Here is a 26,629-nt window from a genome sequence, read left to right as displayed (position 1 = left end):
GCATAGCGCCGGACTGTGGGCACAATTGGGTTTGGCGTCTGACGGAGCGCAATGGATGGGGAGGCAGGAACGACGGTGGCGGAACGGAGCACGGCTGCCGTCGACGTGGCAGACACCAGCGGCGACGAGCCGCTGACCGCCAAGGCGGAGCAGGCCACGGCCGACGGGGTGGCCCAGACCCGGGAGCGGGAAACGGCAGCAGACGAAGACGCGGCGGAGACGGAGCGGCCCACGAGCCGCGGGGCCCCTTCGGCCCCGGAGCTGCACAGTGGCCACAAGCTCGCCAGACGCTATCGGCTGGAAGAGTGCGTCACCCGTCTGGACGGTTTCAGCAGCTGGCGCGCGGTCGACGAGAAGCTGCGCCGCGCCGTCGGCGTGCACCTCCTGCCCGCCGACCACCCGCGGGCCCGCTCGGTCCTCGCGGCGGCCCGTTCCTCGGCGCTGCTCGGCGACCCGCGTTTCGTGCAGGTCCTGGACGCCGTCGAGGAGAACGACCTCGTCTACGTGGTCCACGAGTGGCTCCCCGACGCCACGGAGCTCACCACGCTCCTGGCCGCGAGCCCGCTGGAGCCGCACGACGCCTACCAGCTCGTCAGCCAGGTCTCCCAGGCCATGGCAGCCGCGCACCGCGAGGGGCTCGCGCATCTGCGACTGACCCCGAGCGCCGTGCTGCGCACCTCCACCGGCCAGTACCGCATCCGCGGCCTCGCGGTGAACGCCGCCCTGCGCGGCATCAGCTCCGACACCCCGCAGCGCACGGACACGGAAGCGATCGGCGCGCTCCTGTACGCCTCGCTGACCCAGCGCTGGCCCTACGAGGACGACGCGTACGGCCTCTCCGGGCTCCCCAAGGACGTCGGGCTCATCGCCCCCGACCAGGTGCGTGCGGGCGTCCACCGCGGCCTCTCGGAGCTCGCCATGCGCGCGCTCGTCAACGACGGCGCCACCGCCTCCCGCCAGGACCCGCCGTGCACGACGCCGGAGGAGCTGGTGAAGGCCATCGGCGAGATGCCGCGCATCCGCCCGCCGGAGCCCGCCTTCACCGCCCCGCCCGAGTACCAGCGCACGACGTACCAGCAGGGCACCTACGGCCGCACCGCCGCCCACCCGGGCGTCACGCAGCCCGTGCAGGCCCCGCCCGCCCCGCTGCAGAGCCGCACCGGCAAGGCGCTCAAGTGGGCCGTCTCCGCCCTCCTCATCGCCGCCCTCGGCCTGGGCAGCTGGCAGCTGGCCGACGCCCTGATGGACCGCGAGAAGTCCGGGGACTCGGGCAGCACGACGAACACCACCGGGGGCAACGACAAGGGCCAGCCCAAGCCGGCCAAGCCGATCGCCATCAAGGACGCGCAGGAGCTCCCCGTGGGGGGCTCTCTCCAGTCCCCGGCGAACGTCGACAACACCTTCGACGGCGACGCGTCCACGCTGTGGCGCACCAAGACCTTCACGGACGGTCCTGAGCTCGCCCCGTACAAGCCCGGCGTCGGTATCGTCTACGACCTCGGCTCGGAGAAGGACGTCTCCGAGGCGACGGCGGCCCTGCGGTACAGCGGTGACCACACCACGATCTCCCTGTACGCCACGGATTCGCTGACCCCCTCGGGGGGCATCGAATCCATGAAGAAGATCGGCACGGCCAAGACGTCGGGCGACAGCCTGCAGCTCAAGGCGAAGAAGCCCGTGAAGACGCGGTACGTGCTCCTGTGGATGACTGCGGTGCCGAACTCCGGACCCGACAGCTATTACCGCGCGGGATACAAGCAGGCCATTACGGACGTGAAGCTCAAGGGCTGAGGGATCGGCCCGCCGCAGCTCACTGGGGGAGGGGGTTCGACGGTGGAGGGCACCTCGCACGGTGACATGAGCGATCAGGACCTCCTCGCCGCACACGTCGGCGGCGACAAGGACGCCTTCGGTGAGCTGGTGCGGCGCCATCGCGACCGGCTGTGGGCCGTGGCGCTGCGCACCCTCGGGGACCGCGAGGAGGCCGCGGACGCCGTCCAGGACGCCCTGGTCTCCGCCTACCGCGCGGCCCACACCTTCCGCGGGCAGTCCGCCGTCACGACCTGGCTGCACCGCATCACCGTCAACGCCTGCCTCGACCGCGCCCGCAAGGCGGCGTCCCGCAAGACCTCCCCGATCGACGACACCGAGCGCCTCGAGCAGCTCCTGGACCCGGAGGAGTCCGCCGAGGCCCCGGTCGAGCGCGGAGACCTCCACCGCGAGCTCGTGGAGGCGCTGGGCACCCTGCCCCACGACCAGCGCGCCGCGCTCGTGCTGGTCGACATGCAGGGCTATCCGGTGGCCGAGGCCGCCCAGGTCCTGGACGTCCCCACCGGCACGGTCAAGAGCCGCTGCGCCCGCGGCCGAGCCAGACTGCTGCCGCTGCTGACGCATCTGCGGACGGGCCCACCCGCGCGCCGGGGCCAGACGCGCAAGGGAGACGACGGCGCCGACGCGGAAGGCAAGAAGTCCGGCTCAGGACGGAACCGGACGCAGGGGACATCCGTCCCACCGGCAGCAGGACCACGGGACACAGGACCAAGCGATTCAGCTGCCGTGAAGGGCGGAGGTGGGCGAGCGTGACAACCACGACCGACTCGGCCGGGCACCCGGAAGTCACCGAGATCTCCGATCTGACCGAAGGCCTGCTCTCTCCGTCGCGCACCAGCGACGTACGGCGGCACCTGGACGGCTGCGAGCTCTGCGCCGACGTCTACGCCTCCCTGGAGGAGATCCGCGGGATGCTCGGCACGCTGCCGGGCCCCCCGCGCATGCCGGACGACGTCGCCGGCCGCATCGACGCGGCACTGGCCGCCGAAGCGCTGCTCGACTCCGCCGCCCTGGACGACCTCCCCGCGGAGGGAACGGCGTCCGACGCCGCGCCCGAGCCCGCCATCGCGTCGCCCACCGCCGCTCATGTTTCACGTGAAACATCGACCGCCCCCGCGTCCCCCAAGGCGACCGACCGTCCCGCGGGACGTCCGCGCGCCGCCACCGGACCGGGCCGCGGAGGCCGTCTGCGCGGCATGCACCGACGCACCACCGTCCTCGGCGCCGTCCTCACCGCGGCCGCCATCGGTCTCGGCACGCTGCTGATCCAGACCGTGGGCAACGACTCCGGCGAGACGACCGGAGCATCCGCGAAACACGACGACACCGCGAGCACCTTCGCCGAGGACAAGCTCCAGGGCCGGGTCACCGACCTCCTCGACAAGAACGGCGTCCACGAGTCCGGCGGGAAGTCGGACAGCTCGACGCCGTCCTTCGACACCCGTTCCAGTCCGGAGTCCCCCGAGAAGAATGCGCCGCTGCGCGCCGTCCAGGTCCCGGAGTGCATCCAGCGCAGCCTCGGCGACCGCACCCCGCTCGCCGCCGAGGAGGGCTCGTACGAGGGCAAGCCCGCCTACCTCGTCGTCGTGCCGCACGACTCCGACAGCACGAAGGTCTCGGCGTACGTCGTCGACGCCGCCTGCGTCGGCAAGTCCTCGCCGCCCCCCGGCAAGGTGCTCGTGACGCACGCCTACCCCCAGAACTGACGTCTCAACTCTCCCCCGCACAGGACGGCCGGAGCCTTTTCCCGCGCCGATCCCTGCGCTGCCGACGCTGCGGCCAGCGGTCTTGTGGCATATGGCACTCCCCGTCCTGACACGCTTCCGTGCGCTCGTACGCGTCCGGGAATGCATGCCCCGTAGGATCCGTTGGGTGGGGTGAGAGTCCTGAGACAGGCACCCACCAGCAGTACGCAGCAGTCCCCAGAGACGAGGAATCAAGCCGTGACCGACGTCCGTAACGTGATCATCATCGGCTCCGGGCCCGCCGGCTACACGGCGGCGCTCTACACCGCGCGCGCGTCGCTGAAGCCGCTGGTGTTCGAGGGCGCCGTCACCGCCGGCGGTGCGCTGATGAACACCACCGAGGTGGAGAACTTCCCCGGCTTCCAGGACGGCGTCATGGGCCCCGACCTCATGGACAACATGCGGGCCCAGGCCGAGCGCTTCGGCGCCGAGCTCCTCCCGGACGACGTCGTCTCCGTCGACCTCACCGGTGAGATCAAGACCGTGACAGACACCGCGGGCACCGTGCACCGCGCGAAGACCGTCATCGTCACGACGGGCTCGCAGCACCGTAAGCTCGGCCTGCCGAACGAGGACGCGCTCTCCGGACGCGGTGTCTCCTGGTGCGCCACCTGCGACGGCTTCTTCTTCAAGGACCAGGACATCGCCGTGATCGGCGGCGGCGACACCGCGATGGAGGAGGCCACCTTCCTCTCGCGCTTCGCCAAGTCCGTGACGATCGTCCACCGCCGCGACAGCCTGCGTGCCTCCAAGGCCATGCAGGAGCGCGCCTTCGCCGACCCGAAGATCAAGTTCATCTGGGACAGCGAGGTCGCGGAGATCAAGGGCGAGCAGAAGCTCTCCGGTCTGACGCTGCGCAACCTCAAGACGGGCGAGACGTCCGAGCTGCCGGTGACCGGCCTGTTCATCGCGATCGGTCACGACCCGCGCACGGAGCTCTTCAAGGGTCAGCTGACGCTGGACGACGAGGGCTATCTGAAGGTCGACGCGCCCTCGACTCGGACGAACGTGCCCGGCGTCTTCGGTGCCGGTGACGTCGTCGACCACACGTACCGCCAGGCGATCACGGCGGCCGGCACGGGCTGCTCGGCCGCTCTCGACGCCGAGCGCTTCCTCGCCGCCCTCACGGACAGCGAGCCCGCGGCCGTCACCGCCTGACACCTCTTCCCCACCGCACCACCGAGTTAAGGAGCCTTCCCGTGGCCGACCTGAAGAACGTGACCGACGCCTCCTTCGAGGAAGACGTCCTCAAGAACGACAAGCCCGTACTCGTGGACTTCTGGGCCGCCTGGTGCGGACCGTGCCGTCAGATCGCCCCGTCCCTCGAGGCGATCGCGAAGGAGTACGGCGACCAGATCGAGATCGTCAAGCTCAACATCGACGAGAACCCCGGCACCGCCGCCAAGTACGGCGTGATGTCCATCCCGACGCTGAACGTCTACCAGGGCGGCGAGGTCGCCAAGACCATCGTCGGCGCCAAGCCGAAGGCCGCGATCGTGAAGGACCTGGCGGACTTCATCGCCGAGTAGTGCGGGGAGCGCCGCACCGTCAGCGGCGATGTTTCACGTGAAACACGAATGGACCAGTCCCGGCGGGGCTGGTCCATTCGGCGTTCCAGGGCGTCACGGTCGGGGGATCACAGCGGCCGGAGCGCAGGCTCCTTCTGTACCTGGACCGCTCCCAGCAGACGGTCGAGCGCCAGCTCGACGTCCTCCTTCCAGGAGAGCGTCGTCCGCAGTTCCAGCCGCAGCCGGGGATAGGCGTGGTGGGGACGGACCGTCTTGAAGCCCACCGCCAGCAGATGGTCCGCGGGCAACACACACGCCGGCTTCTCCCACCGCGCGTCACCGAACGCCTCGATCGCCTTGAAGCCGCGGCGCAGCAGATCCTTGGCGACGGTCTGGACGATCACCCGCCCGAGTCCCTGTCCCTGATAGCCCGGCATGATCAAGGCGGTCATCAGCTGCACGGCGTCCGGCGACACCGGGCTCGTGGGGAAGGCGGTCGCGCGCGGGACGTAGGCCGGAGGGGCATAGAGCACGAAGCCCGCCGGTACGTCGTCGACGTAGACGACCCGGCCGCAGGATCCCCACTCCAGGAGAACGGCGGAGATCCACGCCTCCTTCTCCAGCTCCGGGGTCCCGGCCTTTACCGCCGCTTCTCCGCTGACCGGGTCCAGCTCCCAGAAGACGCACTCCCGGCATCGCTTGGGGAGGTCCGGGAGGTTGTCCAGTGTGAGCGGTACGAGCCGACGCCCCATGAAGGCGGTTCCTCACTTCCGTCGGCCGCCGCACTGCGGGCGGCTGTCAGCGCGCTGCGTTCCCTGAGCAGGCTGCCGACGAAACCGCCGACCGCTCCCAGCCCAAGGCCCGCGGTCATCAGTCCGGTGCGGCTCATCGATCGCATGGCCCCTGCCTCCCCGAAGAGGTGCCGTCAGGTGGATGCGCCATACCTGATCGCATCGTATCCACCCTGGGATTCCGCCGATACCGTAGGAAAGCAAAGAGCGGGCCGTGTTCCGGTACACACCGGACACGGCCCGCTCTCGCGGTGCCGAGCTCTGCGGCTCAGGCCTTGTCGTCCTCGGCAGAGTCCTCGGGGCCGTCCTCGGCCAGACCGTTCTTCAGGACCGGGCCCTCGCCCGGGGCCAGGGTGCTGAGGATGCGCTCCAGATCCTCCAGCGAGGCGAAGTCAACGACGATCTTCCCCTTCTTCTGGCCCAGGTCCACCCGCACACGGGTCTCGAACCGGTCGGAGAGCCGGGTGGCGAGGGTGCTCAGGGCCGGCGAGACGCGCGTGCCGGCCCGGGGGCCCTTGGACTTCGGGGCGCTCTGCGGCCGCGACCCCATGAGGGTCACGATCTCCTCGACCGCCCGCACGGAGAGGCCTTCGGCCACGATCCGGTGCGCCAGCCGGTCCTGCTCCTCGGAGTCCTCGACGGAGAGCAGCGCACGGGCGTGTCCCGCGGAGAGCACTCCGGCGGCGACCCGGCGCTGGACGGCCGGCGAGAGCTTCAGCAGACGCAGCGTGTTGGAGACCTGCGGGCGGGACCGGCCGATGCGGTCCGCCAGCTGGTCGTGCGTGCAGTTGAAGTCCTTGAGCAGCTGGTCGTAGGCCGCGGCCTCTTCCAGCGGGTTGAGCTGGGCCCGGTGCAGGTTCTCCAGGAGCGCGTCCAGGAGGAGCTTCTCGTCCTCCGTGGCCCGCACGATGGCGGGGATGCGCTCCAGACCCGCCTCACGGCAAGCCCGCCAGCGCCGCTCACCCATGATGAGCTCGAAGCGCGCGGGACCCAGCTGCCGGACGACGACCGGCTGGAGGAGGCCGACCTCCTTGATGGAGGTGACCAGTTCGGCGAGGGCGTCCTCGTCGAACACCACACGCGGCTGCTGTGGGTTGGGCGTGATGTCGTCCAGCGGCAGCTCGGCGAAGAACGCGCCGGCCACGGTCTGGTTCTCCGGCTGCTCCGGCGCCTGCTGCTGCGGCGGCTCCAGCGTTTCACGTGAAACGGAGCTCTGCGGGAGGGCCGCCACCTTCGCGGCCGCCACCCCCCGCTCCGCGGTCAGCACCGGCACCGCCGAGGGCGAGGTCGAGGCTCCGACCCCGTTCTGCGGGGGCTGCTTCTCCGTCGGGGCTGCAGGAATCAAGGCGCCGAGGCCTCGGCCCAGTCCTCTCCGTCGCTCGCTCACTGCATCCCCTCCGTCATGCTGTGCTGGCTGTGCTGGTCGTTCTGAGCGCCCGTGTGGGCGTGCTGGGCGTCGTAGCGCACTCCGACTCCCCGCAGCGCGATCTCCCGCGCCGCTTCGAAGTAGGAGAGGGCGCCGCTCGACCCGGGATCGTAGGTGAGCACGGTCTGGCCGTAGCTCGGTGCCTCGGAGATCCGGACCGACCGCGGGATGCTCGTCCGCAGGACCTCTTCGCCGAAGTGGTTGCGCACCTCGTCCGCCACCTGGGAGGCGAGGCGGGTCCTGCCGTCGTACATGGTGAGCAGGATCGTGGACACATGCAGGTGCGGGTTGAGGTGCCCCCGGACCAGGTCGACGTTGCGCAGGAGCTGGCCGAGGCCTTCCAGGGCGTAGTACTCGCACTGGATGGGGATCAGCACCTCCGCGCCGGCCACCAGCGCGTTGACCGTCAGGAGGCCGAGCGACGGCGGGCAGTCGATGAGGATGTAGTCCAGCGGCTGCTCGTACGCCTGGATGGCGCGCTGGAGTCGGCTCTCCCGTGCCACCAGCGACACCAGCTCGATCTCCGCACCGGCGAGATCGATGGTGGCCGGGGCGCAGAAGAGACCCTCGACGTCGGGCACCGGCTGCACGACGTCGGAGAGCGGCTTGCTCTCGACCAGGACGTCGTAGATGGACGGCACTTCGGCGTGGTGGTCGATGCCGAGAGCCGTGGAGGCGTTGCCCTGCGGGTCGAGGTCGATCACCAGGACGCGGGCGCCGTGCAGGGCGAGCGAGGCGGCGAGATTGACGGTCGTCGTCGTCTTGCCCACCCCGCCCTTCTGGTTGGCGACGACCATGACGCGGGTCTGCTCGGGGCGAGGCAGACCCTCGCCCGCGCGGCCGAGTGCTTCGACTGCCAGTTGGGCAGCACGACCGATGGGTGTGTCGTCCATCGGGGTCGGTGTTTCACGTGAAACATCCTCCCCCGCCGACTCGGTGCGGGGACCGGGGACCGGATCGGTCATCGGTCCCGCGATGTTGGCGTCGGACCGCAAGGATTCACTCTCCTCGACATCAGGCTCGCAATGAACAGAGCCTCCCATGCTTTGAGGGTCATGAACCAGCGAGGCCCGGTCTTCTGTGGACGAATCCACCTCTGTGGACAACTCCGTTCCCTTATCGAGGGAACCGAGGGGGCGGCGGTCGCGAGGTTCAGCAGCGCGGCCGCGACTGATGATGCCATGCAGCAGTGAGCGACGTTTCACGTGAAACACGATGCACGGCAGCCGGGGTGCCGCTGGTGCGACACCCCGGTATGGGTACGTTTGACTGCTTTTGTGGAGTACGGCTCGCCGCCAGGACGTATCAGTGATGGCTGCCGGGCCGGCACCTCAGGCGTACCGGCGGACGTGCGTCAGCGGCGACGGCGGGCCCGGCCCGTGCGAGCGGCCTTGGCCCGCTTCGCCGCGAAGCGCACGCCGCCGGGGCTCTCGCCGACCTCGACCCGTACGACCGTGGAGAGCGGGTCCACCACGCCCTCGCCGACCTGGAGGACCGAGGTGTCCACCGCGCCGAGCTTGCTGAGGGCGGCGCCCGCTGCCTTCACCTCTTCCTCGGCGGTGTCTCCCTTGAGGAGCAGCATCTCGCCGTACGGGCGCAGCAGCGGGACGCCCCAGGCCGCGAGCCGGTCCAGCGGTGCGACGGCCCGTGCGGTCACCACGTGGACCGGGGGCAGCTTGCCGAGGACCTCCTCGGCGCGGCCCCGGACGACCGTCACGTGGTCGAGCCCGAGGAGCTCGACGACCTCGGTCAGGAAGGTGGTGCGCCGCAGCAGCGGCTCCAGAAGGGTGATCTTCAGGTCGGGACGGACCAGGGCGAGCGGGATGCCGGGGAGTCCGGCACCGGAGCCGACGTCGCACACGGTGACGCCCTCGGGCACCACCTCGGACAGCACGGCGCAGTTCAGCAGGTGCCGTTCCCACAGGCGTGGCACTTCGCGGGGGCCGATCAGACCGCGCTGGACTCCCGCGTCGGCCAGGAGTTCCGCGTACCGGACCGCATCCGAGAAGCGCTCACCGAATACCGTCCGGGCCTCTTCCGGCGCCGGGGGGAGCTCCGCTGCCTCCGTCACGGGGACCGTCCTTCCGTACCGCACTGGGGGTGGCTGTCTATCAGGCTGACAAAGATCGGCCCCGCCTGCGAACAGACGGGGCCGGGGAACGCTGTGCCGATCAGGCGGGGAGCACGACGACGAAGCGCTGCGGCTCCTCGCCCTCGGACTCGCTGCGCAGGCCGGCGGCCTTGACCGCGTCGTGCACGACCTTGCGCTCGAACGGCGTCATCGGGTCGAGCTTGGCCGGCTCGCCGGAGCTCTTCACCTCGGCCGCGGCCTTGGCGCCCAGCTCGGAGAGCTCCTCGCGCTTCTTGGCGCGGTAGCCGTCGATGTCCAGCATCAGGCGGCTGCGGTCACCGGTCTCACGGTGCACGGCCAGGCGCGTGAGCTCCTGGAGTGCCTCCAGGACCTCGCCGTCGCGGCCGACCAGCTTCTGCAGGTCGCGGCTGCTGCCCTCGCTGATGATCGAGACAGCGGCCCGGTCGGCCTCGACGTCCATGTCGATGTCGCCGTCCAGGTCGGCGATGTCCAGCAGACCCTCGAGGTAGTCCGCCGCGATCTCGCCCTCCTGCTCGAGGCGGGTGAGGGTGTCGCCGGCCTCGGCTGCGGCGGAGGTGGTGGTGCCTTCCGTCACGGGATGGGCTCCTTCTACTTCTTGGAGGACGGGTGCTTGGGCCGCTGCTGGCCCTTGCGCTGCTGTCCCGACTTGGCTCGGCTGCGCTGACCGGTGCCGGGCTGGTTGCCCTGCTGCTTGGCGCTGGCGCCGGTCTGCTTGGTCTTGGGGGAGGCGTCCTCGGGCTCGGCCTCGCTCTTCTCCAGCGAGGTCTTCTCCTCGGCGACGTCGTCCGCCCTGGTGGCACCGGCGGCGCCCTGTGCCGTGGCGGACTGGCGCTTGGCCTTGCTCTGGCGCTTGGGCTGCTGGCGCTTGGGAGCGCCGCCCGCGGTCGTGCCGTCCTCGGTCTCGGTGAGGACCGTGGTGTCGCTCTCCGCCACGGTGCCGTCGGCCTGGGCCGCGAGGCCCGCCTTGGTCAGACCGTTGATGAACTTCCGCTCGAACTCGTTGCGGTCCCGGCCCTTGGCGACGATCGCCTTGATGACGTTGGTGTTGCCGCGGCCCCGCACCTTCTTGGTGTGCGTGAGCTGCTTCTGCAGGCGCTCCAGGAAAGCGGCCTGGGCCTTGGAGCCGGGGGTCGGGTTGCGGCGGATCACGAACATCTGCTGGCCCATGGTCCACACGTTGGTGGTCAGCCAGTAGACGAGGACACCGACGGGGAAGTTGATGCCGAAGACGGCGAACATGACCGGGAAGACGTACATCAGCATCTTCTGCTGCTGCATGAAGGGCGTCTTGACCGTGGTGTCGACGTTCTTCGTCATCAGCTGGCGCTGCGTGAAGAACTGCGAGGCCGACATCAGGATGATCATGACCGCGGTGACGACCCGGACGTCCGTCAGGGTGGCGCCGAGGGAGGCGACCTTGTCGGCGCCGTCGGTGAACTTCGCGGCCAGCGGGGCACCGACGATGTGCGCCTTACGCGCGCTCTCCAGGAGCTGGTCGTCGATGACACCGATCGTCTTGCCGGTCGCGATGCCGTTGAGCACGTGGTACAGCGCGAAGAAGAACGGCGACTGCGCCAGGATGGGAAGGCACGAGGAGAGCGGGTTGGTGCCCGACTCCTTGTACAGCTTCATCATCTCTTCGGACTGACGCTGCTTGTCGCTCTTGTAGCGCTCCTGGATCTTCTTCATCTCGGGCTGCAGCGTCTGCATCGCCCGAGTGGCCTTGATCTGCTTCACGAAGAGCGGGATCAGGCAGATCCGGATGAGGATCACCAGGGACACGATGGACAGGCCCCAGGCCCAGCCCGTGTCGGGACCGAAGATCTTCCCGTACACCGAGTGGAACTGGACGATGACCCACGAAACTGGTGTCGTGATAAAGCTGAAGAGACTGGCAATCGTGTCCACTAATCAGGCTCCTTGAGCATGGGACGGGGTCTCGGTCTCGGCGGCCGTTCCCGGAGGAAGCTCCCCGGTCGGCGCGCCTGCGGCGGAGGGCCCGCCCTTGCGTTCGCGCCAGGCGGCGCGCAGCATCTCGTGCCACTGCGGGCGCTTGCGCGGCGGAACATGGTCGACACCACCGAGCGACCACGGATTGCACCGCAGGATGCGCCAGGCAGTGAGCGCCGTTCCCTTGATCGCACCGTGCCGGTCGATGGCCAGGTAGCCGTAGCGAGAACACGACGGGTAGTACTTGCACACTGGGCCCAGCAGTGGACTGATCGTCCACTGGTACAGCTTGATCAGAGCCAGCAGCGGGTACTTCATCGCGCGCCCCCTCCCAGCAACCGCTCCAGGGCGGTGTCCAGGTCTCGGGCCAGTTGTGCAGGGTCGGCGTCGCCCGATCCGGGCAGCGCTCGTACTACTACCAGGCTACCGGGGGGCACCAGGGCCAACCGGTCGCGCATGAGGTGACGCAGTCTGCGCTTCACCTTGTTGCGTATGACCGCGCCGCCCACGGCCTTGCTCACGACGAAACCCGCACGTGTCGGGGGAGAGCTCTCCCCTGGCACGTGCGGGTCCGTTGCACCGCTACGTAGATGGACGACGAGAAGCGGGCGTCCGGCCCGGCGTCCTCGGCGTACCGCGGTCGCGAAGTCCTCGCGCCGCCTCAGCCGATGCTCGGTAGGCAGCACGACGTCATGACCTGACTGGGATCAGGCGGACAGGCTGGCGCGACCCTTGCCACGACGGTTCGCGAGAATCGCGCGGCCGGCACGGGTGCGCATCCGCAGGCGGAAGCCGTGGGTCTTGGCGCGTCGACGGTTGTTCGGCTGGAAGGTGCGCTTGCTCACTCGGGGGCTCCAGAAATGATTCGTTGGTGGCGGGACATCGCCTGGCTGTCACCGTGCGCCCACGAGAAGCTCGCGAATACGCACCGAGTGCACCGCTTCACAATCACAGATCGTGATCTTTGCCCATCGGAGGCAGGCGGCAGCAGCCATCGACAACTCGACCTGGTTACGGTACGCGGGGCTACGCCATCCGGTCAAACCGGCCGCTGGGGGGAGACACTGTGCACAGCCTGTGGACAACAACTTGAACCGTACCCGTCGCCCTGACTACCGTGACGGAACTCCGATTCGTTCCCTTCCTTCTCCCCATACCGATTTCCGTCCCAGGAACCACACGTTCGTGGGACCCCGTGAGAGAGCGTGCCCTGTGGCTGACGTACCTGCCGATCTTGCCGCAGTGTGGCCACGAGTTCTGGAACATCTGCTGGGTGAGGGCCGCGGGCAGGGCGTCGAGGCGAAGGACGAGCGGTGGCTGCGGAGCTGCCAGCCCCTGGCGCTCGTCGCCGACACCGCGCTGCTCGCCGTTCCGAACGAATTCGCCAAGGGCGTACTGGAAGGCCGTCTCGCACCCGTCGTGAGCGAGACCCTGAGCCGCGAGTGCGGCCGCCCGATCCGGATCGCCATCACCGTCGACGACTCCGTCGGCGAGCCGATGGGCCCGCCGGCACCGCCGATGCAGCAGCAGGCGCCCCTGCAGCAGAGCCACCCGCAGCAGTCGCATCAGCAGTCCCACCAGCAGCCCTCGCATCAGCAGCCGTCCCACCAGCAGCGCTACGAAGAGCACGAGCTTCCGTCCGACTCCGGCCAGGGCCGCGACACCCGCGACGCGTACGACGGCTACGGCCGCCGCACCGACGAGCACCAGGGCGGCGGGCGGCCCGACCAGCTGCCGACCGCCCGGCCCGCCTACCCGGACTACCAGCGCCCGAGCCCCGGCGCCTGGCCCCAGCACCAGCCCCAGGACGACTACGGCTGGCAGCAGCCGCGCCTCGGCTTCCCCGAGCGCGACCCGTACGCGAACCCGGTGCAGCAGCCGCAGCACGACTACCGCTCGCAGCCGCCGCAGGACCGCTCGCCCTACGAGCGGCGTGCCGAGCCGCAGGACCGGCGTGAGCGGCACGACATGGCCGAGCCGCCCGGCGGCCCGCGGGGCGGCGGGCACGGTGGCCACGGCGTGCACCGGGGCGGTCCGGTCGGCCCCACCTCGTCGAGCGGTGCCCCCGGCCCGCTGGCCGCGCAGCCGGCGCCCGCGACGGGTCCCGGCGAGCCCACCGCACGGCTCAACCCGAAGTACCTCTTCGACACCTTCGTCATCGGCGCGTCCAACCGGTTCGCCCACGCGGCCGCTGTCGCCGTCGCCGAGGCACCCGCGAAGGCGTACAACCCCCTCTTCATCTACGGGGAGTCCGGGCTCGGCAAGACCCACCTGCTGCACGCGATCGGGCACTACGCCCGCAGCCTCTATCCCGGCACGCGCGTGCGCTACGTGAGCTCGGAGGAGTTCACCAACGAGTTCATCAACTCCATCCGCGACGGCAAGGGCGACAGCTTCCGCAAGCGCTACCGCGAGATGGACATCCTGCTCGTCGACGACATCCAGTTCCTCGCGGACAAGGAGTCGACGCAGGAGGAGTTCTTCCACACCTTCAACACGCTCCACAACGCGAACAAGCAGATCGTGCTCTCCAGCGACCGGCCGCCCAAGCAGCTGGTCACCCTGGAGGACCGGCTCCGCAACCGCTTCGAGTGGGGTCTGATCACCGACGTCCAGCCGCCGGAGCTGGAGACGCGTATCGCGATCCTCCGCAAGAAGGCGGTACAGGAGCAGCTCAACGCCCCGCCGGAGGTCCTGGAGTTCATCGCGTCGCGCATCTCGCGGAACATCCGTGAGCTGGAGGGCGCGCTGATCCGGGTCACCGCGTTCGCCTCGCTGAACCGTCAGCCCGTCGACCTGGGGCTCACGGAGATCGTCCTCAAGGACCTGATCCCCGGCGGCGAGGACGCGGCCCCGGAGATCACGGCGACGGCCATCATGGCCGCGACCGCCGACTACTTCGGTCTGACGGTGGACGACCTGTGCGGATCCTCGCGCAGCCGCGTCCTGGTGACGGCGCGCCAGATCGCGATGTACCTGTGCCGGGAGCTGACCGACCTCTCCCTGCCGAAGATCGGCGCGCAGTTCGGCGGCCGCGACCACACGACCGTCATGCACGCGGACCGCAAGATCCGCGCCCTGATGGCGGAGCGCCGCTCCATCTACAACCAGGTCACCGAGCTCACCAACCGCATCAAGAACGGCTGACAGCCGCCTCCACGCTGCACCGAGGGCGCTCCAGGACACCTCCTGGGGCGCCTTTTTCGCGTTCCGCGGCCCGCATCCGGTCGTCGCACCCGCACAGAGACGTCGCACGACCGGGGTGCGCTGTTCGATTTCCCCTGCTCAGGCGGCTGTTCTCCACAGATTCAGGCACTTTTTGCCTTCCACACCCTGGGGACCGGGAAGTTGTCCAGAAGCTGTCCACAGGGGACCCTGCTGAGAGATCATCAGGCCAGGTCAACAGGTTGTGGATTCGTGGACGAAGACTCTCCACAGGCTGTGGAGGAAAATCTTGTCCACAGGCTGTGCATGAAGTTGTCCACCGGCGGCCCACAGGCTCGCGCTCGTTGTCCCCAGCTTTTCCCAGCTTCTCCACACGGCTGTCCACTGTTCGGCAACGCAACGCGCCCTCTCACCGTGTCGAGTGAAAGGCGTCACACCAAGGTGGTCGGTTGGCCTGTGGGGAAGCGGGGTAAAGCTGGGGACAGCGCTGGGGAGAAGTCGCCCCTCCCTGTGCATCGGGTGTGCAGAACTTTCGCCCGTCCACAGAAACCACCGGTTGTCCACGGGTGCCGCCCACAGGCGCAGTGGATAAAAAACCGGTGCTGACCTGCGCTTTCGCGGTTATCCACGGTTTCCACAGCCCCTACTACTACTGACAACTAGAGAGACCGGGGAAATCGTTTGGAAGGGGGGGCTGTGCACAACTCGCGCTCCGGAGCTCCGCCACCGCTCGCCACGACTTGACCCCGACGGGCACCGACTGTCAGTGCGGTGCGTCAGACTGTTCCCCGGTGTCCTTCCCACGGCATGGCTGAGAGACACCGAGTCAGACGACGAGGGCCACAGGTCCAGCGGGCGAGAGCAGCCAGCAACAGCAGGAGGGCGGCTTACGGTGAAGATCCGGGTTGAACGCGACGTACTCGCGGAGGCGGTGGCCTGGGCGGCGCGCAGCCTCCCGGCCCGGCCGCCTGCGCCCGTGCTTGCGGGCCTGCTGCTGAAGGCAGAGGAAGGCGCACTGAGCCTGTCGAGCTTCGACTACGAGGTCTCGGCACGCGTCTCGGTGGACGCGGAGGTCGACGAGGAGGGCACGGTCCTCGTGTCCGGCCGACTGCTCGCGGACATCTGCCGCGCGCTCCCCAACCGCCCGGTGGAGATCTCCACAGACGGTGTACGGGCGACGGTGGTCTGCGGCTCCTCGCGCTTCACACTCCACACGCTTCCTGTGGAGGAGTACCCCGCGCTGCCGCAGATGCCGACCGCCACGGGCACCGTCCCCGGCGAGGTCTTCGCCTCCGCCGCCGCGCAGGTGGCGATCGCCGCGGGCCGCGACGACACGCTGCCGGTGCTGACCGGTGTGCGCATCGAGATCGAGGGCGACACGGTCACCCTGGCCTCCACCGACCGCTACCGCTTCGCGGTCCGCGAGTTCCTGTGGAAGCCGGAGAACCCCGAGGCGTCCGCGGTGGCCCTGGTGCCCGCCAAGACGCTCCTGGACACCGCCAAGGCGCTCACGAGCGGCGACACGGTCACCCTGGCGCTGTCCGGCTCCGGTGCCGGTGAGGGCCTGATCGGCTTCGAGGGCGCGGGACGGCGTACGACCACGCGGCTGCTCGAGGGCGACCTGCCGAAGTACAAGACGCTCTTCCCGACGGAGTTCAACTCGATCGCGGTCATCGAGACCGCGCCGTTCGTCGAGGCCGTCAAGCGCGTGGCCCTGGTCGCCGAGCGGAACACCCCGGTGCGGCTCAGCTTCGAGCAGGGCGTGCTGATCCTGGAGGCCGGCTCCAGCGACGACGCACAGGCTGTGGAAAGGGTCGACGCCCAGCTCGACGGCGACGACGTCTCGATCGCCTTCAACCCGACGTTCCTGCTCGACGGCCTGAGCGCGATCGACTCCCCGGTCGCCCAGCTGTCGTTCACGACGTCGACGAAGCCCGCTCTCCTGAGCGGCCGCCCGGCCCTGGACGCCGAGGCGGACGAGGCCTACAAGTACCTGATCATGCCCGTACGTCTGAGCGGCTGAGCCCACAGGTGTGAGCGTGCGTCCGGGCGTAGGCTCGGACGCAGGTACGAAAGTGCCGTAACGCCACCTCGCTAGTGAAGGAACCTCTGATGGAGCTCGGTCTCGTCGGCCTCGGCAAGATGGGCGGCAACATGCGCGAGCGCATCCGCCGCGCAGGTCACACCGTCATCGGATACGACCGCAACCCGGACGTAGCGGATGTCGCCAGCCTCGAAGAGCTGGTCGGCAAGCTCAAGGGTCCGCGCGTGGTGTGGGTGATGGTCCCGGCCGGGGCCGCGACCCAGTCCACCGTCGACGAGCTGTCGGAGCTGCTGCAGCCCGGCGACGTCGTCGTGGACGGCGGCAACTCCCGCTGGACGGACGACGAGAAGCACGCGGAGGAGCTGGCGGCCAAGGGCATCGGCTTCGTCGACTGCGGCGTCTCGGGCGGCGTCTGGGGCCTCAAGAACGGCTACGCGCTGATGTACGGCGGCGACGCCGAGAACATCGCGAAGGTCCAGCCCGTCTTCGATGCCCTGAAGCCCGAGGGCGACTTCGGCTCGGTGCACGCGGGCAAGGTCGGTGCCGGCCACTTCTCGAAGATGGTTCACAACGGCATCGAGTACGCCATGATGCAGGCCTACGCCGAGGGCTGGGAGCTCCTGGAGAAGGTCGACTCGGTCACGGACGTGCGCGAGGTCTTCCGCTCCTGGCAGGAGGGCACGGTCATCCGTTCCTGGCTGCTCGACCTCGCGGTCAACGCGCTCGACGACGACGAGCACCTGGAGAAGCTGCGCGGCTTCGCGCAGGACTCCGGAGAGGGCCGGTGGACGGTCGAGGCCGCCATCGACAACGCCGTGCCGCTGCCCGCGATCACGGCCTCGCTCTTCGCCCGGTTCGCCTCGCGCCAGGACGACTCCCCGCAGATGAAGATGATCGCCGCGCTGCGCAACCAGTTCGGCGGCCACGCGGTCGAGTCCAAGAGCGAGAACTGATCCACAGCCTGTGCGCGACCACCGTCGTCGTGCACAGGCCTCTCAGCAAGTGAAGTAGGTCGGGGGAGGTCGGCGCACACCATGCACGTCACGCACCTTTCCCTGGCCGACTTCCGTTCGTACGCCCGGGTCGAGGTCCCTCTCGATCCGGGCGTCACCGCGTTCGTGGGGCCGAACGGGCAGGGCAAGACCAACCTCGTGGAGGCCGTCGGCTATCTCGCCACGCTCGGCAGCCACCGGGTCTCCTCGGACGCCCCCCTCGTACGCATGGGCGCCGAGCGCGCCGTGATCAGGGCCCAGGTCCGCCAGGGCGAGCGCCAGCAGCTGATCGAGCTCGAACTCAACCCCGGCAAGGCGAACCGCGCCCGCATCAACAGGTCCTCGCAGGTCAGGCCCCGTGACGTGCTGGGCATCGTGCGCACCGTGCTGTTCGCGCCCGAGGACCTCGCGCTGATCAAGGGCGACCCCGGCGAGCGGCGCCGCTTCCTCGACGAGATGATCACCGCGCGCTCCCCGCGGATGGCCGGCGTCCGGTCCGACTACGACCGGGTCCTCAAGCAGCGCAACACCCTCCTGAAGTCCGCCGCCCTCGCCCGCCGGCACGGCGGGCGCTCCATGGACCTGTCCACGCTCGACGTCTGGGACCAGCACCTCGCGCGCGCGGGCGCCGAGCTGCTCGCCCAGCGGCTCGACCTGATCACGGTGCTGCAGCCGCTGGCCGACAAGGCGTACGAACAGCTGGCGCCCGGCGGCGGCCCTGTGGCCCTGGAGTACAAGCCCTCGGCACCCGGCGACGGCCTCACCCGCGAGGCGCTCTACGAGCAGCTGATCGCCGCCCTCGAAGAGGCCCGCAAGCAGGAGATCGAGCGGGGCGTCACCCTGATCGGCCCGCACCGCGACGACCTGGTCCTCAAGCTCGGCCGACTCCCCGCCAAGGGGTACGCGAGCCACGGCGAGTCCTGGTCGTATGCGCTGGCGCTGCGCCTGGCCTCGTACGACCTGCTCAGGGCCGAGGGCAATGAACCCGTGCTCGTCCTGGACGACGTCTTCGCGGAGCTGGACGCGCGCCGCAGGGAGCGGCTCGCCGAGCTGGTGGCCCCCGGCGAGCAGGTCCTCGTCACCGCCGCGGTGGACGACGACGTCCCGGGCGTGCTCGCCGGCACCCGCTATGCGGTGTCGGACGGCGCGGTGGACCGCGTATGAGCTCCGGGGAGCCCGCCGACAAGGGCACCGGGGCGGGCGGCCCGGGAGCGGGCGGCCCGGGATCCGCGGATGCCCCGAAGACGCCCGAGCCCTCCGGCGTCGACCTCGCCCGGGTCGCGCTGCGCGCCGCCAAGGAACAGGCACGCGCGCGTGGGGACGCCGCGCAGCAGAAGAAGCAGGCCCGCCGCGGCGGACTGCGCTCCGGCGCCCGCGCCGACGGACGCGACCCGCTGCCGCTCGGCTCCGCGATCAACCGGCTGATCACCGAGCGCGGCTGGGAGACGCCGGCCGCGGTGGGCGGCGTGATGGGCCGCTGGCCGCAGATCGTCGGTGACGACCTGGCCAATCACTGCGTCCCGCAGAAGTACGACGAGGACGACCGCGTCCTGACCGTGCAGTGCGACTCCACGGCCTGGGCCACCCAGCTGCGTCTGATGGCTCCGCAGCTGGTCGCGCGCCTCAACGAGGACCTGGGCCACGGCACCGTCCGCCTCATCAAGGTGCTCGGCCCCGGTGGCCCCGCGCGCCGCTTCGGCCCCCTGCGCGCACCCGGCAGCACGGGCCCCGGGGACACCTACGGCTGAGGCCGCCGCCGACGGTAGCTGGCGGTTGACGCCTCGAAGCGCTGAGTGCCGCTGTGAGCGTTCTGGAGCCCTGGGCCGCATATGGGGAGTCGGCCGAGGCCGGTTCAGGGCGGCACATGAGGACTCAGGTACCGGCAAACCCCCATCACTGTCGGCGCTACCGGTAGACTGGAAGCTAATCCCGCCCCACTTGTGGGACGCACCGAGCAACGCTGACTAGGGCTTACCGAACAAACACGCCGCAGCCGCTCCGGCCACCGCCGGGAGCTTGGCTTGTGCTGTGCCAGAAAGGGCGCTTCGTGGCCGATTCCGGCAACCCCAACGAGAACATCCCGTCCACCGACGCCGGCGAGAACGGCGAGGCCAGCGCCTCGTACGACGCCAGCGCCATCACCGTGCTCGAGGGCCTGGACGCGGTTCGCAAGCGACCCGGCATGTACATCGGCTCGACCGGTGAGCGTGGCCTGCATCACTTGGTGCAGGAGGTCGTCGACAACTCCGTCGACGAGGCCCTCGCCGGGCACGCGGACACCATCGACGTCACGATCCTCGCCGACGGCGGCGTGCGCGTGATCGACAACGGCCGTGGCATCCCGGTCGACATGCACCCTGTGGAGAAGAAGCCGGCCGTCGAGGTCGTGCTCACCGTGCTCCACGCGGGCGGCAAGTTCGGCGGCGGCGGGTACGCCGTCTCCGGTGGTCTGCACGGCGTCGGCGTCTCCGTGGTGAACGCGCTCTCCACGAAGCTCGCGGTGGACATCCGGCGCGACGGCTACCGCTGGACCCAGGACTACAAGCTGGGTGTGCCGACGGCTCCGCTCGCCAAGCACGAGAAGGTCGAGGACTCGGGCACCACGGTCACCTTCTGGGCCGACCCGGACGTCTTCGAGACCACGGAGTACTCCTTCGAGACGCTGGCTCGGCGTTTCCAGGAGATGGCGTTCCTCAACAAGGGCCTGACGATCAAGCTCACCGACGAGCGCGAGTCGGCGAAGGCGGTCGCGGGGGCGGACACCCCCGAGGCGGCCGACGACGAGGTCCGCACGGTGACGTACCACTACGAAGGCGGCATCGTCGACTTCGTGAAGTACCTCAACTCCCGCAAGGGCGAGGTCATCCACCCCACCGTCATCGACGTCGAGGCCGAGGACAAGGAGCGCCTCCTCTCCGCCGAGATCGCGATGCAGTGGAACTCGCAGTACAGCGAAGGCGTGTACTCCTTCGCGAACACGATCCACACCCACGAGGGCGGCACCCACGAAGAGGGCTTCAGGGCCGCGCTGACGGGCCTGGTCAACCGCTACGCGCGCGACAAGAAGCTGCTCCGCGAGAAGGACGACAACCTCACGGGTGAGGACATCCGCGAGGGTCTGACCGCGATCATCTCGGTCAAGCTCGGCGAACCCCAGTTCGAGGGCCAGACCAAGACCAAGCTGGGCAACACCGAGGCGAAGACCTTCGTCCAGAAGGTCGTGCACGAGCACCTCACGGACTGGTTCGACCGCAACCCCAACGAGGCCGCGGACATCATCCGCAAGGGCATCCAGGCCGCCACCGCGCGGGTCGCCGCCCGCAAGGCGCGCGACCTCACCCGGCGCAAGGGCCTCCTGGAGACGGCGTCCCTGCCGGGCAAGCTCTCCGACTGCCAGTCGAACGACCCGACGAAGTGCGAGATCTTCATCGTCGAGGGTGACTCCGCCGGTGGTTCGGCGAAGTCCGGCCGCAACCCGATGTACCAGGCGATCCTGCCCATCCGAGGCAAGATCCTGAACGTCGAGAAGGCCCGCGTCGACAAGATCCTGCACAACCAGGAAGTCCAGGCGCTCATCTCCGCCTTCGGCACCGGTGTGCACGAGGACTTCGACATCGAGAAGCTCCGCTATCACAAGATCATCCTGATGGCGGACGCCGACGTCGACGGCCAGCACATCAACACGCTGCTCCTGACGTTCCTGTTCCGCTTCATGCGGCCGCTGGTCGAGGCCGGGCACATCTACCTGTCCCGCCCGCCGCTCTACAAGATCAAGTGGACGCGGGACGACTTCCAGTACGCGTACTCGGACCGTGAGCGCGACGCCCTGGTGGAGCTCGGCCGCCAGGCCGGCAAGCGCATCAAGGACGACTCGGTCCAGCGCTTCAAGGGCCTCGGCGAGATGAACGCCGAGGAGCTGCGCATCACGACGATGGACCAGGAACACCGCGTGCTCGGCCAGGTCACCCTGGACGACGCGGCACAGGCCGACGACCTCTTCTCGGTGCTGATGGGAGAGGACGTCGAGGCACGGCGCTCGTTCATCCAGCGCAATGCCAAGGACGTCCGCTTCCTCGACATCTGAGTCGGCCCGTACCCGCCGCACCTCGAAAGGACTTTGACCAGCAATGGCCGACGAGAACACCCCTGTGACGCCCGAAGAGGAACCCGCTGTTCCCGGCGTGGGCATGCGTGTCGAGCCCGTCGGGCTCGAGACGGAGATGCAGCGCTCCTATCTCGACTACGCGATGTCCGTCATCGTGTCCCGCGCGCTGCCCGACGTGCGGGACGGCCTGAAGCCCGTCCACCGTCGCGTCCTGTACGCGATGTACGACGGCGGCTACCGCCCCGAGAAGGGCTTCTACAAGTGCGCCCGCGTCGTCGGCGACGTCATGGGTACGTACCACCCGCACGGCGACTCCTCCATCTACGACGCCCTGGTGCGCCTCGCCCAGCCGTGGTCGATGCGGATGCCGCTGGTGGACTCCAACGGCAACTTCGGCTCCCCGGGCAACGACCCGGCCGCCGCCATGCGCTACACCGAGTGCAAGATGGCGCCGCTGGCCATGGAGATGGTCCGTGACATCGACGAGGAGACCGTCGACTTCACGGACAACTACGACGGCCGCAACCAGGAGCCGACGGTCCTGCCGGCGCGCTTCCCGAACCTGCTGATCAACGGCTCCGCGGGCATCGCGGTCGGCATGGCCACCAACATCCCGCCGCACAACCTCCGCGAGGTCGCGGCGGGCGCGCAGTGGGCCCTGGAGCACCCCGAGGCCTCCCACGAGGAGCTGCTCGACGCCCTGATCGAGCGCATCAAGGGCCCCGACTTCCCGACCGGCGCCCTCGTCGTGGGCCGCAAGGGCATCGAGGAGGCGTACCGCACGGGCCGCGGCTCCATCACGATGCGCGCGGTCGTCGCCGTCGAGGAAATCCAGAACCGCCAGTGCCTGGTGGTCACCGAGCTCCCCTACCAGACCAACCCCGACAACCTCGCGCAGAAGATCGCCGACCTGGTCAAGGACGGCAAGGTCGGCGGCATCGCCGACGTCCGCGACGAGTCGTCCTCGCGCACCGGCCAGCGCCTGGTCATCGTCCTGAAGCGGGACGCGGTCGCCAAGGTCGTGCTGAACAACCTCTACAAGCACACCGACCTGCAGTCGAACTTCAGCGCCAACATGCTGGCCCTGGTCGACGGCGTGCCGCGCACCCTCTCGCTGGACGCGTTCATCCGCCACTGGGTGACGCACCAGGTCGAGGTCATCGTCCGGCGCACGAAGTTCCGGCTGCGCAAGGCCGAGGAGCGGGCGCACATCCTGCGCGGCCTCCTGAAGGCCCTGGACGCCATCGACGAGGTCATCGCCCTCATCCGGGCCAGCCAGACCGTCGACGTCGCGCGCGAGGGCCTGATGGGCCTCCTGTCGATCGACGAGATCCAGGCCAACGCCATCCTCGAGATGCAGCTGCGCCGCCTGGCCGCCCTGGAGCGCCAGAAGATCGTCGCCGAGCACGACGAGCTGCAGGCGAAGATCAACGAGTACAACGCGATCCTGGCCTCCCCGGAGAAGCAGCGCCAGATCATCAGCGAGGAGCTCGCGGCGATCGTCGACAAGTTCGGCGAGGACCGCCGGTCCGCCCTGGTGCCCTTCGACGGCGACATGTCCATGGAGGACCTGATCGCCGAAGAGGACATCGTCGTCACGATCACCCGCGGCGGCTACATCAAGCGGACCAAGACCGAGGACTACCGTTCCCAGAAGCGCGGCGGCAAGGGCGTGCGCGGCACGAAGCTGAAGCAGGACGACATCGTCGACCACTTCTTCGTGTCGACGACCCACCACTGGCTGCTGTTCTTCACCAACAAGGGGCGCGTCTACCGCGCCAAGGCGTACGAGCTCCCCGACGCCGGACGCGACGCCCGCGGCCAGCACGTGGCGAACCTCCTCGCCTTCCAGCCGGACGAGCAGATCGCCGAGATCCTCGCGATCCGCGACTACGAAGCGGTGCCCTACCTGGTGCTCGCCACCAAGGGCGGTCTGGTCAAGAAGACCCCCCTGAAGGACTACGACTCGCCCCGCTCCGGTGGTGTCATCGCCATCAACCTCCGCGAGACGGACGACGGTTCGGACGACGAACTGATCGGCGCCGAGCTCGTCTCGTCCGAGGACGACCTGCTGCTCATCAGCAAGAAGGCCCAGTCGATCAGGTTCACCGCAACGGACGACGCGCTGCGCCCGATGGGCCGCGCCACTTCGGGCGTCAAGGGAATGAGTTTCCGCGACGGCGACGAGCTGCTCTCGATGAATGTGGTCCGTCCAGGTACGTTCGTGTTCACCGCAACCGACGGCGGGTACGCGAAGCGCACCAATGTCGACGAGTACCGCGTCCAGGGCCGTGGCGGCCTGGGCATCAAGGCCGCCAAGATCGTGGAGGACCGCGGCGAACTCGTCGGTGCCCTGGTGGTCGAGGAGACCGACGAGATCCTCGCCATCACGCTCGGCGGCGGTGTGATTCGTACGCGAGTCAACGAGGTCAGGGAGACGGGCCGTGACACCATGGGCGTCCAACTGATCAACCTGGGCAAGCGCGATGCCGTGGTCGGTATCGCTCGTAACGCCGAGGCCGGACGCGAGGCCGAGGAAGTCGACGGAGACATCGTCGTCGACGAATCGGACGGTGCCGAGCCGGTCGCCGGTACGGACGAGGGCACGGACTCCTCGGCCGAGTAGCGCGAGGAGTGAGTCATCGTGAGTGGAGCCACGGGCGCCGGGGCGAAGAGAACCGGCACAACCGGCACGGACGGTGCCCGTGGCTCCGTCACTGATGCACACGACTCCGACGAGTCTCATGGATCCCAGGGGGGGACTGTGACGGACACCCGAGGGCCGGGGACTTCTGGTCAGGCCTCCGGCCAGTACGACACGTCGTACGCGGCCGGCAAGGGCACGCAGGGCGGCGGCGCCCTGCCCGGGGAGCGACAGCCTCAGCAGCAGTCGTCCCAGCCCTATCACCCGCCGCAGGCGTACCAGCAGGGCGCGCAGGCGGGCGCGGTGCGCAGGCCGCGCACGGGGGCGCGCACGACGCCGCGCACCCGCAAGGCACGGCTCCGGGTGGCCAAGGCCGACCCGTGGTCGGTCATGAAGGTCAGCTTCCTGCTCTCCATCGCGCTCGGCATCTGCACGATCGTGGCGGCGGCCGTCCTGTGGATGGTCATGGACGCGATGGGCGTCTTCTCGACGGTCGGCGGCACGATCTCCGAGGCCACGGGCTCGAACGAGTCCAACGGCTTCGACCTGCAGTCGTTCCTGTCGCTGCCGCGCGTCCTGATGTTCACGTCGATCATCGCGGTCATCGACGTCGTCCTGGCGACGGCGCTGGCGACGCTGGGCGCCTTCATCTACAACCTCTCCGCGGGCTTCGTGGGCGGCGTCGAGCTGACCCTCGCCGAGGACGAGTAGCGCCCGCTACTCCCGCGTGCGGCCATCGATTTTGGGACTGGCGCCCAGGTGCGCTAATCTTCAGAGGTCAGCGCGCGGGACACACACCGCAGCGCGGCGGGGCTATAGCTCAGTTGGTTAGAGCGCATCCCTGATAAGGATGAGGCCACAGGTTCAAATCCTGTTAGCCCCACCAGCACAGAACCCCCCAACCGATCCGGTTGGGGGGTTCTGGCGTTTCCGGGCGTGGGTGTGGGCGTGGGCGGCTGCGGGTCTGGGTGTGGGGCTTGGGCCGGGGCTGTGTCGCGGTGGGTGGGCTCTTCCGGTGGTGGGCTGTGTCGCCTACCTGGGGATGAGCTGGAGGGAGTGACCTGGAGGCGCGCGGCTGGGGTCCGTGGCGTCCGGGGGGCTCGGACCGGCGGCAAGGACCGGCTCTGCGGCGAGGGCGTCACGGGCCGGTCGCGGGATGGTCGTACGGGACGGTCGTACGAGATGCTCGCGCAAGAAGACCCCCGGCCCGTGGAGGCCGGGGGTCTTCTTGGAGTGGTGAGGGCGTGTGCCCCTGGGGGCGGGCCGGGATTACGGCTCTGCGGCGAGGGCGGGTTCTTGCGAGGGCGTCTCAGCCTCGGCTTCCGTGTCCGTCGGGGGCAGGTGCCGGCAGCTGGGTGACGATCCATGGGCCTCGGCCCGGATGCGCTGCTTCATCGTCGGGGGCAAGGACCGTTCGTACGCGGCCGTCCAGAGGGCTGCCATCGCCGGTGTGGGCGTGCACACCGTCGCATTGCGTGCGTTCGTGGTCTCCTGTACCGCCGTGGCCGCGGTGGCCGTCGTGGTGAGCCCCAGCGCCGCGAACAGCGCGAGGAAGGCGGTGACGATCGTGGTCCACAGTTTCATGGCCTTGTTGCCGGTCATGGCCCCTCAATTCGGGTTGGGCGATTTGCGTACTTTCCTCATGATGTGTATACGGAGCCCGAAGTGGGGGACCGACGCTCGCGCCGCGTTGATGTTCAGATGAACACCACCCGGATGGCCCCAAGGGCCCCGAGAAGGGCGCAAAGCGTCGAAAATCACAGTGGAGCGGATCAGTGCGGAGTTTCCGGGTCCACTTCGATTGCTGTGTACGGGGCGGTAGTTGAGGCAGATCCAGGTCACCGATCGATATCGCTCGGTGTGTATAGTCGGGCGCCAGAAGTCCCCTACGTCAAGGAAAGACGAGGTCGCGCGGTGAAGAAGCTTCTCCTGGTCGCACTGGCCGCCATCGGCGGGCTCCTCGTGTACCGCCAGATCCAGGCGGATCGCGCCGAGCAGGATCTGTGGACGGAGGCGACTGACTCCGTGCCCACGGGTTCGTGAGTCGATCGACAACAGTCACTTCACAGGCCCCGGTCGCTTTTGCGACCGGGGCCTTGTGCTGTCCCGGGGCGTATTGCGGATCCCTTTCTCGGGCGGTCCCCAGCTCTTCGCTTACGTGAAGTATTCGCTTGCGTAAGCGAATGCCGGGGTGGCGCGGTTGCGGCGACGGCGGCTCCGTGGTGGTGTCCGTGCCGCCCCGCGCGGGCAGGACGGTCGGGACGGGCGGGACGGCTGGGTTCACGACGAGGGGTGGCGCGTGATGGGGCGGCGGCT

General features: G+C 69.2%; 24 protein-coding genes and 1 tRNA gene. 15 read left to right on the top strand and 10 right to left on the bottom strand.

The features are described 5' to 3' along the window. Positions 1-75: 75 nt before the first annotated feature. The 5 genes from ACFYXE_RS17615 to trxA all read left to right on the top strand — a co-directional run bounded on the left by ACFYXE_RS17615 (position 76) and on the right by trxA (position 5,104). Entirely contained in the window at positions 76-1,791 is a 1,716-nt protein-coding gene (locus ACFYXE_RS17615; RefSeq protein ID WP_389313294.1) for a protein kinase family protein, read from the top strand. Between the two features lie 66 nt (positions 1,792-1,857). Continuing rightward, complete coding sequence (gene sigM / locus ACFYXE_RS17610) at positions 1,858-2,583, top strand: RNA polymerase sigma factor SigM (RefSeq protein ID WP_389313292.1); 726 nt, start codon at positions 1,858-1,860, stop codon at positions 2,581-2,583. Then, positions 2,580-3,536 (top strand): anti-sigma factor family protein, encoded by a 957-nt coding sequence (locus tag ACFYXE_RS17605; protein ID WP_389313290.1) that lies wholly within the window; start codon positions 2,580-2,582, stop codon positions 3,534-3,536. The genes sigM and ACFYXE_RS17605 overlap by 4 nt, the downstream gene beginning before the upstream one ends. A 237-nt stretch (positions 3,537-3,773) precedes the next feature. Then, positions 3,774-4,733 (top strand): thioredoxin-disulfide reductase, encoded by a 960-nt coding sequence (gene trxB / locus ACFYXE_RS17600; protein ID WP_361173143.1) that lies wholly within the window; start codon positions 3,774-3,776, stop codon positions 4,731-4,733. Between the two features lie 41 nt (positions 4,734-4,774). Beyond that, complete coding sequence (gene trxA / locus ACFYXE_RS17595) at positions 4,775-5,104, top strand: thioredoxin (RefSeq protein WP_361173146.1); 330 nt, start codon at positions 4,775-4,777, stop codon at positions 5,102-5,104. 107 nt (positions 5,105-5,211) lie between these two features. On the opposite strand, the gene ACFYXE_RS17590 is transcribed toward trxA, so the two are convergent. The 9 genes from ACFYXE_RS17590 to rpmH form a co-directional block, all read right to left on the bottom strand. Next, positions 5,212-5,835, bottom strand: coding sequence for a GNAT family N-acetyltransferase (locus ACFYXE_RS17590; RefSeq protein ID WP_361173149.1), 624 nt, complete (start codon positions 5,833-5,835; stop codon positions 5,212-5,214). A 307-nt stretch (positions 5,836-6,142) separates the two neighbouring features. Then, positions 6,143-7,261, bottom strand: a complete 1,119-nt coding sequence (locus ACFYXE_RS17585; RefSeq protein WP_389313283.1) for a ParB/RepB/Spo0J family partition protein — start codon at positions 7,259-7,261, stop codon at positions 6,143-6,145. Continuing rightward, a complete protein-coding gene (locus tag ACFYXE_RS17580) occupies positions 7,258-8,343 on the bottom strand; it encodes a ParA family protein (RefSeq protein ID WP_361173155.1) in 1,086 nt (361 codons plus the stop codon). Before ACFYXE_RS17580 ends, ACFYXE_RS17585 begins: the two co-directional genes overlap by 4 nt. 311 nt (positions 8,344-8,654) lie before the next feature. Further along, the gene (gene rsmG, locus ACFYXE_RS17575; RefSeq protein WP_361173158.1) at positions 8,655-9,371 is read right to left on the bottom strand and encodes a 16S rRNA (guanine(527)-N(7))-methyltransferase RsmG; all 717 of its coding nucleotides are present in this window, start codon (positions 9,369-9,371) and stop codon (positions 8,655-8,657) included. A 100-nt stretch (positions 9,372-9,471) separates the two neighbouring features. Next, positions 9,472-9,987 (bottom strand): R3H domain-containing nucleic acid-binding protein, encoded by a 516-nt coding sequence (locus tag ACFYXE_RS17570; protein ID WP_361173161.1) that lies wholly within the window; start codon positions 9,985-9,987, stop codon positions 9,472-9,474. 14 nt (positions 9,988-10,001) lie between these two features. Further along, a complete protein-coding gene (gene yidC, locus ACFYXE_RS17565) occupies positions 10,002-11,321 on the bottom strand; it encodes a membrane protein insertase YidC (RefSeq protein ID WP_361173164.1) in 1,320 nt (439 codons plus the stop codon). Positions 11,322-11,324: 3 nt separating this feature from the next. Then, positions 11,325-11,681, bottom strand: coding sequence for a membrane protein insertion efficiency factor YidD (gene yidD / locus ACFYXE_RS17560; RefSeq protein WP_389313280.1), 357 nt, complete (start codon positions 11,679-11,681; stop codon positions 11,325-11,327). Further along, positions 11,678-12,049, bottom strand: coding sequence for a ribonuclease P protein component (rnpA, locus tag ACFYXE_RS17555; protein WP_361173170.1), 372 nt, complete (start codon positions 12,047-12,049; stop codon positions 11,678-11,680). Before rnpA ends, yidD begins: the two co-directional genes overlap by 4 nt. A 21-nt stretch (positions 12,050-12,070) precedes the next feature. After that, entirely contained in the window at positions 12,071-12,208 is a 138-nt protein-coding gene (rpmH, locus tag ACFYXE_RS17550) for a 50S ribosomal protein L34 (protein WP_006381191.1), read from the bottom strand. A 367-nt stretch (positions 12,209-12,575) separates the two neighbouring features. Between rpmH and dnaA the strand changes: the two genes are divergently transcribed. From dnaA to ACFYXE_RS17505, 9 genes are all read left to right on the top strand, one after another. After that, entirely contained in the window at positions 12,576-14,510 is a 1,935-nt protein-coding gene (dnaA, locus tag ACFYXE_RS17545; RefSeq protein WP_389313277.1) for a chromosomal replication initiator protein DnaA, read from the top strand. Between the two features lie 910 nt (positions 14,511-15,420). Next, on the top strand, positions 15,421-16,551 hold the full coding sequence (gene dnaN, locus ACFYXE_RS17540; protein ID WP_361173176.1) for a DNA polymerase III subunit beta: 1,131 nt from the start codon (positions 15,421-15,423) through the stop codon (positions 16,549-16,551). 89 nt (positions 16,552-16,640) lie between these two features. Next, positions 16,641-17,525 carry a phosphogluconate dehydrogenase (NAD(+)-dependent, decarboxylating) gene (gene gnd / locus ACFYXE_RS17535; protein ID WP_389313275.1) on the top strand — a complete coding sequence of 295 codons (885 nt, stop codon included), beginning with the start codon at positions 16,641-16,643 and terminating at the stop codon, positions 17,523-17,525. A gap of 81 nt (positions 17,526-17,606) precedes the next feature. Continuing rightward, positions 17,607-18,728, top strand: coding sequence for a DNA replication/repair protein RecF (recF, locus tag ACFYXE_RS17530; RefSeq protein ID WP_361173182.1), 1,122 nt, complete (start codon positions 17,607-17,609; stop codon positions 18,726-18,728). Beyond that, positions 18,725-19,312: a DUF721 domain-containing protein gene (locus ACFYXE_RS17525; protein WP_389313272.1), complete on the top strand. Its 588-nt coding sequence runs from the start codon at positions 18,725-18,727 to the stop codon at positions 19,310-19,312. Before recF ends, ACFYXE_RS17525 begins: the two co-directional genes overlap by 4 nt. 275 nt (positions 19,313-19,587) lie before the next feature. Further along, positions 19,588-21,648 (top strand): DNA topoisomerase (ATP-hydrolyzing) subunit B, encoded by a 2,061-nt coding sequence (gene gyrB, locus ACFYXE_RS17520; RefSeq protein ID WP_361173185.1) that lies wholly within the window; start codon positions 19,588-19,590, stop codon positions 21,646-21,648. A 43-nt stretch (positions 21,649-21,691) separates the two neighbouring features. After that, positions 21,692-24,295, top strand: coding sequence for a DNA gyrase subunit A (gene gyrA / locus ACFYXE_RS17515; RefSeq protein ID WP_389313269.1), 2,604 nt, complete (start codon positions 21,692-21,694; stop codon positions 24,293-24,295). Positions 24,296-24,313: 18 nt separating this feature from the next. After that, positions 24,314-25,024: a DUF3566 domain-containing protein gene (locus ACFYXE_RS17510; protein WP_389313267.1), complete on the top strand. Its 711-nt coding sequence runs from the start codon at positions 24,314-24,316 to the stop codon at positions 25,022-25,024. Between the two features lie 98 nt (positions 25,025-25,122). Beyond that, a tRNA-Ile gene (locus ACFYXE_RS17505) sits at positions 25,123-25,199 on the top strand. Between the two features lie 383 nt (positions 25,200-25,582). On the opposite strand, the gene ACFYXE_RS17500 is transcribed toward ACFYXE_RS17505, so the two are convergent. After that, a complete protein-coding gene (locus ACFYXE_RS17500) occupies positions 25,583-25,915 on the bottom strand; it encodes a DUF6344 domain-containing protein (protein WP_361173194.1) in 333 nt (110 codons plus the stop codon). 312 nt (positions 25,916-26,227) lie between these two features. Between ACFYXE_RS17500 and ACFYXE_RS17495 the strand changes: the two genes are divergently transcribed. Then, positions 26,228-26,356, top strand: a complete 129-nt coding sequence (locus ACFYXE_RS17495) for a DLW-39 family protein (protein WP_003999697.1) — start codon at positions 26,228-26,230, stop codon at positions 26,354-26,356. Positions 26,357-26,629 lie beyond the last annotated feature (273 nt).

The organism is Streptomyces sp. NPDC002564 (assembly GCF_042889645.1).
GTDB lineage: Bacteria > Actinomycetota > Actinomycetes > Streptomycetales > Streptomycetaceae > Streptomyces.
The sequence above is the reverse complement of the archived record's forward strand: the minus strand, read 5'-3'. Positions and strand labels throughout refer to the sequence as shown.